Origin of the sequence: Pseudomonas sp. 2822-17 (assembly GCF_002742485.1) — a bacterium.
Taxonomy (GTDB): domain Bacteria; phylum Pseudomonadota; class Gammaproteobacteria; order Pseudomonadales; family Pseudomonadaceae; genus Aquipseudomonas; species Aquipseudomonas cyclaminis.
This window is the reverse complement of sequence record NZ_LJRZ01000584.1, coordinates 1-321: the sequence shown is the minus strand read 5'-3', so window position 1 is coordinate 321 and position 321 is coordinate 1. Positions and strand designations below refer to the sequence as shown.

At 36.1% G+C, this 321-nt stretch carries 1 protein-coding gene; it reads right to left on the bottom strand.

Annotation, left to right across the window (positions count from 1 at the left end; genetic code table 11):
• On the bottom strand, positions 1–185 hold a 185-nt coding region (locus AOA60_RS34815; RefSeq protein WP_368731590.1), incomplete at its 3' end, for a site-2 protease family protein.
• Positions 186–321 lie beyond the last annotated feature (136 nt).

The window sequence follows — 321 nt, the reverse complement described above, 5'->3', positions numbered from 1 at the left end:
TTTACAGGCATACCTGCAAACCAAGCATAGAGCATTAAGATAACGATTGCCAATAAAAAGTTCATCATTGGCCCAGCAAATAGTGCCATAGCACGTTGGGATTTTGTCTTCGAACTAAATTGACGGTCTATTGGAGCAATCTGCATTGGAACTTCACCATAGACATATTCCGCTTTTTCATCAATAGCATAAGTAACTAGACCTTCTTCATCAGCAACATATCCTGTTACGAAAAGATCCTGTTCAAGATCAATCTTTTCAACTTGTATAACCTTGCAATCAGGGTGTTTAGATTTATTATTAATAATTTATCTTTCAACC